This is a genomic window from Mycobacterium ostraviense, from assembly GCF_002705925.1.
GTDB lineage: Bacteria > Actinomycetota > Actinomycetes > Mycobacteriales > Mycobacteriaceae > Mycobacterium > Mycobacterium ostraviense.
This window is the reverse complement of sequence record NZ_NKRE01000164.1, coordinates 1-309: the sequence shown is the minus strand read 5'-3', so window position 1 is coordinate 309 and position 309 is coordinate 1. Positions and strand designations below refer to the sequence as shown.

The following is a 309-nucleotide window of genomic DNA, read 5'->3' as shown; positions in this document are numbered from 1 at the left end:
GAATGGCATGGAATGGAATTGAATGGAATGGAATCAACGCGAGTGCAGGGGAATGGAATGGAATGGAATGGAATGGAATGCAATGGAATGGAATCTTCCGGAATGGAATGGAATGGAATGGAATGGAATGGAATGGAATGGAATCAACCCGAGTGCAGGGGAATGTAATGGAACGGAATGCAATGGAATGGAATCATCCGGAATGGAATGGAATGGAATGGAATGGAATGGAATGGAATGGAATGGAATGGAATCAGCTCGATTGCAATGGAATGGAATTAAATGGAATGGAAAGGAATGGAATGGAAT

The 309-nt window shown here is 42.7% G+C and carries 1 protein-coding gene; it reads left to right on the top strand.

The window, feature by feature from the left end:
• Positions 1 to 309 (top strand): hypothetical protein (locus CDN38_RS33780; protein ID WP_204903274.1); only part of this gene is annotated, 309 nt, incomplete at both ends.